At 44.4% G+C, this 6,340-nt stretch carries 6 protein-coding genes; 5 read left to right on the top strand and 1 reads right to left on the bottom strand.

Annotation, left to right across the window (positions count from 1 at the left end):
- From PHF79_03675 to PHF79_03665, 3 genes are all read left to right on the top strand, one after another.
- On the top strand, positions 1-273 hold a 273-nt coding region (locus PHF79_03675; protein ID MDD5318880.1), incomplete at its 5' end, for a hypothetical protein.
- Between the two features lie 28 nt (positions 274-301).
- Positions 302-1,180, top strand: coding sequence for a hypothetical protein (locus tag PHF79_03670; protein MDD5318879.1), 879 nt, complete (start codon positions 302-304; stop codon positions 1,178-1,180).
- Positions 1,181-1,214: 34 nt separating this feature from the next.
- Positions 1,215-2,852: an FAD-binding oxidoreductase gene (locus PHF79_03665; protein ID MDD5318878.1), complete on the top strand. Its 1,638-nt coding sequence runs from the start codon at positions 1,215-1,217 to the stop codon at positions 2,850-2,852.
- A 102-nt stretch (positions 2,853-2,954) separates the two neighbouring features.
- On the opposite strand, the gene PHF79_03660 is transcribed toward PHF79_03665, so the two are convergent.
- On the bottom strand, positions 2,955-3,701 hold the full coding sequence (locus PHF79_03660; protein ID MDD5318877.1) for a hypothetical protein: 747 nt from the start codon (positions 3,699-3,701) through the stop codon (positions 2,955-2,957).
- 116 nt (positions 3,702-3,817) lie between these two features.
- Here PHF79_03660 and PHF79_03655 point away from each other — a divergent pair, with 116 nt between their 5' ends.
- Both PHF79_03655 and msrA read left to right on the top strand, forming a co-directional pair.
- Positions 3,818-5,644 (top strand): cytochrome c biogenesis protein DipZ, encoded by a 1,827-nt coding sequence (locus PHF79_03655; protein MDD5318876.1) that lies wholly within the window; start codon positions 3,818-3,820, stop codon positions 5,642-5,644.
- 39 nt (positions 5,645-5,683) lie between these two features.
- Positions 5,684-6,250 (top strand): peptide-methionine (S)-S-oxide reductase MsrA, encoded by a 567-nt coding sequence (gene msrA, locus PHF79_03650; GenBank protein ID MDD5318875.1) that lies wholly within the window; start codon positions 5,684-5,686, stop codon positions 6,248-6,250.
- Positions 6,251-6,340: the final 90 nt, after the last annotated feature.

Raw genomic sequence — 6,340 nt, 5'->3', positions numbered from 1 at the left:
ATAGGTATTGCAGTGGTTATTTTAATCATCGTCATCATTGGAATAGTGATGTATAGTCAAGGCAAAGTCATCCCTCCAAACGGTTCCGGTTCGTCTAATGTTCTCTCACCTTCTACAGCAAACTCTTCGGGGGCCGCTTCAAGCACCGATACTTCTGATGCTTCACTCAATCAAGACTCCGCCGTTATCGATGGCCAGATAAATGCGGTCAATAGCGACTCAGCCAGCGCTGATCAGGGTCTCAATGATAAACCAGTTCAACAGAGTTACTAATTTTCTCTTACCATTTAAATCAAAAATTATGAAAAAAATAAATATTTCACTGGTTTCGTTTTTTACAGGGGCTACTATCATAGCCTTGGCTGGAGTGATCGCTGCCCCAGCTTCTACAAATGCTCTAGCTCTGACAGGCTCAGCTTCTGTGGGGATTGGGGCTTCTAGCTCAGCCAGCTCTACTAGGGAAGCTCGGATTGAGGCCCGAGCAAGCGTCCAGGCTCAGCTTGAAGGACAAAGAATGACTGTGGCTAAAAGTCGAGCCGATCAAGAAATCACTCGACGCGTCAGTGCTTTGAATGATCTGGTGACCAGGTTGGCAGGTTTGAAAAATATTTCAGATTCAGAGAAGGCTTCAATCTCTGCTGACGCCCAAGCTCAGATCTCAGTCCTAAATACTTTGAAGACCACTATCGATGCGGACAATAGTACCACCACTCTTCGTACGGAAATCCAATCAATCACAAAGTCATATCGTATTTTTGCGCTGATAGTGCCTAGGGATCATTTGGTCGCCGCGGCTGACCGAATCATAACCACAGCAGACTTGATGACAGGTCTAGGGGTAAAGATCCAGGCCCGTATCACCTCAGCTCAGACTGCAGGCAAGGATGTCACGGCTCTGGTAGCGGCCCTTTCTGAGATAAATGCAAAGGCTGCTGATGCCAAAGCTCAAGCTCAAGCTGCAATCAGTGGTATTTCTGGACTCACACCTGACAATGGCGATCAGATAGTCGCAGCCTCAAATAAAGCCGCTCTAGTGGCAGCTCGGGCTAAAATCAAAACAGGGACAGATGATTTGAAAACTGCTCAAAAAGATATCAAAACTATCTTGGCGGGCCTGAAAGCTTTCCATCTTGAGACTGAAGCCTCAGCTACAAGCACAGCTACTACTACAAATCAGTAAAACAAAATATCTCTATGCTATAATGGCGTAGCCTATGAAAGAAATCATCAAAGCCTTTTTTCGGGGAGATATTGCGGATGATCAGGAGACTCTTCTAAAATATAGTCACGATGCTTCGCTTCTCGAAGTCAAGCCAACTTTGGTCTTATACCCAAAAGATTCTTACGACGTTCAGCAGCTGGTCAAGTTTGTAAATGATAACAAGTCAGCTCATCCAGAACTCTCCATCACTGGCCGCTCAGCTGGGACAGATATGAGCGGGGGACCGTTAAATGAGTCACTCATCCTAGACTTCACTCGATATTTTAAACGTGAAGACGTGGATATAGAAAACCTAAAGGCAATCGTTGAGCCTGGGGTTTTTTATCATGACTTTGAGACAGTGACTTTGCCAAAGCATATTTCTTTGCCAGTCTATCCTGCTTCGAAAGATCTGGCTGCTCTTGGGGGGATGGTCATGAATAATTCGGCGGGTGAAAAAACGCTGCGCTATGGGCAGATTCGAGATTTTGTCGAAGAAATATCGATGGTCCTAGCCGATGGCAAGGAGTACAGTTTCAAAAAACTAAGCCGCTCTGAGCTTGAAGCTAAAATGTCGCAGGGGGATTTTGAAGGTGATCTATATAAAAAAACCTATGCGCTTATTTCAAAGAATGATGAAGTCATCCGGGCAGCTACGCCGACTACTTCAAAAAATTCGTCTGGTTACGCTTTGTGGCGGGTATGGGATAAGGCTAAGGATACGTTTGATCTAAGTCAGCTTTTTGTCGGATCTCAAGGGACCCTGGGTATTCTCACCCGCGCCAAAATCCGTTTGGTCAAAGATACTCCGGATCGTAAATTGATCACAGTTTTTTTCAAAAGTTGGGATGACCTGCCTGCTGTAGTCAATGCTACTTTGCCCTATGGACCAGAGAGTATGGAAACTTTCGATGATACCACTCTCAAGCTTGGCATGCGTTTTATGCCCGAAATTGCCCGCAAGGTGCATCTTGGTTTGTTTAAATTTGCTTTAGGTTTTCTTCCGGAGTTTTTTATCGGCTTAAGGATGCTCGGCCTACCAAAACTGATTGTCCTCATCGAGCTGGCCGAAAATGATCAGCAGACAGTAAATAAAAAGACGGTTGAGATTATGCAGGCCCTGAAAAAATTTCCAGTCTATGCTCGAGTGCTCGAAGAGGGTCAAGACTCTGATAAATATTGGGTCATGCGCCGTGAGAGTTTCAATCTTCTTCGTCAGCATGTCCATGGCAAGCGCACGGCACCGTTTATTGATGATTTTATTATTGATCCAGCCAAGATGCCTGAGTTTCTACCTAAACTTCTCAAAATTTTGAAGGATAATGGCATCACAGCCAATATTGCCGGACATGCAGGCAATGGCAACTACCATATTATTCCCTTGATGGATTTTAAAAAGGAATCTGAGAGAGCCAAAATAGTGCCTGTATCCGAAAAAGTGTATGATCTTATTATCCAATATGGTGGTTCGATCACGGCTGAGCACAATGACGGCATTATTCGCACGCCTTTTGTGGAAAAAATGTTTGGTCCAGAAATGTACCAGCTTTTTGTAGGAATCAAACATATTTTTGACCCATTAAATATTTTTAATCCTGGCAAAAAGGTAGGCGGGACTATCAAATATCTTCAGGATCATCTCATAAAATAAGCCAAGATAAAATGGGATAGCCTTTCTCACTAAAGCGCTAAAAGAAAATCGGTTGCGTGTGTTCCACACGCAACCGATAGTTTTGATTTTTGATCTTAGACTCTAAGTCTTTGCCATCAGATACCAAGAGGCCGCCACAAACCTCTCTCCCTGAATTTCCGATGACTTCACAAAACCGAAGTGCAGTTTTCCTCGAAACCACCGGTACACCGGAGTATGGGTAAACTGCCCGTCGTTTTTGGGGGAATGTTCATTTCCCAAGGCGGGGATAGCGATGTCATCCATTTTTGACCCAAAGATTTTCTCTGAGTGGGTCAAGATGATGGATGAAATCATCAGCGCATCCATGCCGTACTCCGTCACGTGGTAGGTATCACGGGTCCGAAGTCCAGTCTGATCTGCCTTGTACACCTGTCCGACGTGAGCGGGCACCACAAGGATACAGGTCGGCTGGCGCTGTTCCAGCAGCTTGAAACCTTGTTCGGCCCACTGCTTTTCATAAATGAAGCAATGGGGTTTGAGCTGGTCTGGGGCATGGTCCACAAACCTGGCTTCACGCGCCTCAATCTTTTTATGCAATTGCTCAATAGTGCGGCAGTAAACATTATGCACGCACGGCATCTTGTGGTGCAGCTTGGAAAAGGCAGTGGAGGACAGTACTGCCATGAGGCTGACAGGCCTCAGGGGCGGAGTAAAAGTCCGGGAGGCCTTCCGGGCATATTTGAGGGATGGAGCAGTCTCAAGCCCAAACATTTTTCCCAAGAGGTCGATCTGCTCATCGATTGGCTTGATGCCGTTGGCGGGTTTCCAGTTGACAGGATTAACGAGGTTGGCTGTTGTAGTCGTCATATTTCAATTTTTTCTTTCCACAATATGTCAAAAATACTAAGGTATGTCAATGTTTAACCCGATATTTTTAATTTAGGTCGACAGAGATTTCTCTCATAGTATAATACAAGGCATACATGATTCTTCTCCTTCTCTCATTTGTCGCGGGTATTTTGACTATCTTGGCGCCATGTACGCTGCCTCTTTTGCCAGTGATTATAGGAAGCTCGATTGGAGGTAAAGCCAACGGTAAAAAAGCTTTGATCATCGCGATCTCACTAGGAGTTTCTATTATTACCTTTACTTTTATTTTGAAAGTCAGCACCCTTTTTATCAATGTTCCGGAGGTATTTTGGCAAATAATTTCGGGGGCCATCATTTTAATTTTTGGTCTGATCAGTCTATTCCCGGATTTGTGGGAGCGTCTCCCCTTGATTTCAAAGCTCAATCGCAGCTCAAATAAACTGATAGCCGTAGGCTACAAGAAAGAAAATTTTTGGGGCAACATCATTATTGGAGCTTCGCTCGGACCAGTTTTTTCCAGTTGCAGTCCGACTTATTTTGTAGTGCTGGCAACAGTCTTGCCTCAATCTCTTTTGTTGGGCCTGGTGGATTTGATGGCTTACGCAGTCGGCTTGGCCGGGATGCTTTTGCTTGTTTCTTTTCTTGGGCAAAAACTAGTCGTCCGTCTGGGCGGCTTGTCGGACACCCACGGCCGGTTTAGGCGTACCCTCGGGGTAATTTTTATCATTCTTGGCATTATGATTATGTTTGGTACGGATAAAATAATTGAGACTGATCTACTCAGCTCGGGGCTTTTCGACGTCACTACCATTGAGCAAAAACTTCTTCAACTAAATGAAAAAACTTCAGAATCTCAAGCAGCCTCTTCTACCCTCGAATCTTCCAACCCTACAGCGACTACGACCAGCCAAGAAAATATTTTAAAAAATAATCTACTTTTTAAATCTTTAGTCATCAGCCTGCATGGACCTCAGGCTCCAGAGATAGTCGACCCAAGCGGCTTTATTAATACTGATGGGCAGCCTATTACGATTAGTCAGTTTCGGGGTAAAAAAGTAGTCTTGTTGGATATTTGGACATACAGTTGTATCAATTGTCAGCGTACTTTGCCATATGTCACCGCTTGGTATGGAAAATATAAGGACCAGGGTCTTGAGGTGATCGGTATTCACACGCCTGAGTTTGCTTTTGAAAAAGTACAGAAAAATGTGGAAGATGCCGTCAAGCGTTTTGGTATTACCTATCCGGTAGTGATGGACAATGACTATGCCACTTGGAATGCATACGGCAATCAGTATTGGCCACGCAAATATTTAATCAATCAAAATGGGGAAATTATTTATGATCATATCGGTGAGGGTGACTACGCCAAGACCGAGCTAGCTATCCAGCAGGCTCTCGCTCTGCTGGCCGTGGCCAAAGGTCAGACGCCGACTGTTTTAATGGGCACTACAGAGCCGGCCAATGCAATCTCTAGCGATGAGAGTAAAATCGGTAGCAGAGAAACCTACTTTGGGGCCGCCCGCAATGAGTATTTAGGAAATGGAGTATCCAGCACGGTTGGTCTACAACAGCACCTCAACCCGCCTTTAGGGGCAGGCAATATCCAGAATGTTCTATATCTAGCCGGGGATTGGAATTTTACTCAAGAGTATGCTGAGAATGTTAGTCCAACAGCTACTATTGATTACAATTACAATGCTAAAAATGTTTATTTTGTGGCCAGCGGGGGAGATAAAGGGGTGACAGTCAAAATATTTCGTGACGGCAAGCTCCTCACCGGGGCAGAGGCGGGCAAAGATGTTTCCGCTGACGGCACGGTTCTGATTAAAGAAAACCGACTCTACAATCTTGTACAAGGCGCCGACTATGGAAAACATTCACTCCAGATTCAGATTCAGGGTGCGGGACTTCAGGCCTATACTTTTACTGTTGGCTAAAAAAGTAAAATCAAGTTTTAAAGAATAACATATAAAAATATGGATAAAAATAAACCGAACAAAACTGAAAACAAAAATGAGACAGCTGTGTTTGGAGGAGGCTGCTTCTGGTGTACAGAATCAGTTTTCAAAATGCTCAAAGGCGTCATCGCTGTCGAGCCTGGCTATGCGGGAGGGACCACGGTCAACCCGACGTATTTACAGGTGTGTGAGGGGACTACTGGCCATGCCGAGGTGATCCATATAGAATATGATCCAGAGCAGATTTATTTTCGTGATTTGCTGACAGTCTTTTTCGGCACCCATGATCCGACCACCAAAAATCGTCAAGGCAATGACGTCGGTACTCAGTATCGTTCAGTTATTTTTTACACCTCGCCGGAACAAAGAAAAGAAAGTGAACGGTTCATAAAAGAAATTAATGAATCAAACCCAGATGGACAGCCGGTGGTGACTGAGCTGGAGCCACTGACCACTTTTTATCCGGCCGAAAATTACCACCATGATTATTTTGCCAAAAATCCTGGCAACGGCTATTGCCAGCTAGTCATCAATCCAAAATTGGAAAAAGTCCAAAAAAAGTTTGCGAATTTATTAAAAAAATAATAAAAACCTATGCACAATCAAGAGCCCATCAAAAAAATCGAAAAAACAGATGAAGAGTGGCAAAAAGAGCTCACCTCGGAACAGTACGCT

This window comes from Candidatus Paceibacterota bacterium, assembly GCA_028714275.1.
In the GTDB taxonomy this organism is placed as follows: domain Bacteria; phylum Patescibacteriota; class Minisyncoccia; order Phycocordibacterales; family CAINVO01; genus CAINVO01.
The sequence above is the reverse complement of the archived record's forward strand: the minus strand, read 5'-3'. Positions and strand labels throughout refer to the sequence as shown.

Coding starts and splice junctions, on each gene's coding strand:
- PHF79_03665 (MDD5318878.1), top strand. CDS start 1,215: ATGAAAGAAATCATCAAAGCCTTTTTTCGGGGAGATATTGCGGATGAT.
- PHF79_03655 (MDD5318876.1), top strand. CDS start 3,818: ATGATTCTTCTCCTTCTCTCATTTGTCGCGGGTATTTTGACTATCTTG.
- msrA (MDD5318875.1), top strand. CDS start 5,684: ATGGATAAAAATAAACCGAACAAAACTGAAAACAAAAATGAGACAGCT.
- PHF79_03670 (MDD5318879.1), top strand. CDS start 302: ATGAAAAAAATAAATATTTCACTGGTTTCGTTTTTTACAGGGGCTACT.
- PHF79_03660 (MDD5318877.1), bottom strand. CDS start 3,701: ATGACGACTACAACAGCCAACCTCGTTAATCCTGTCAACTGGAAACCC.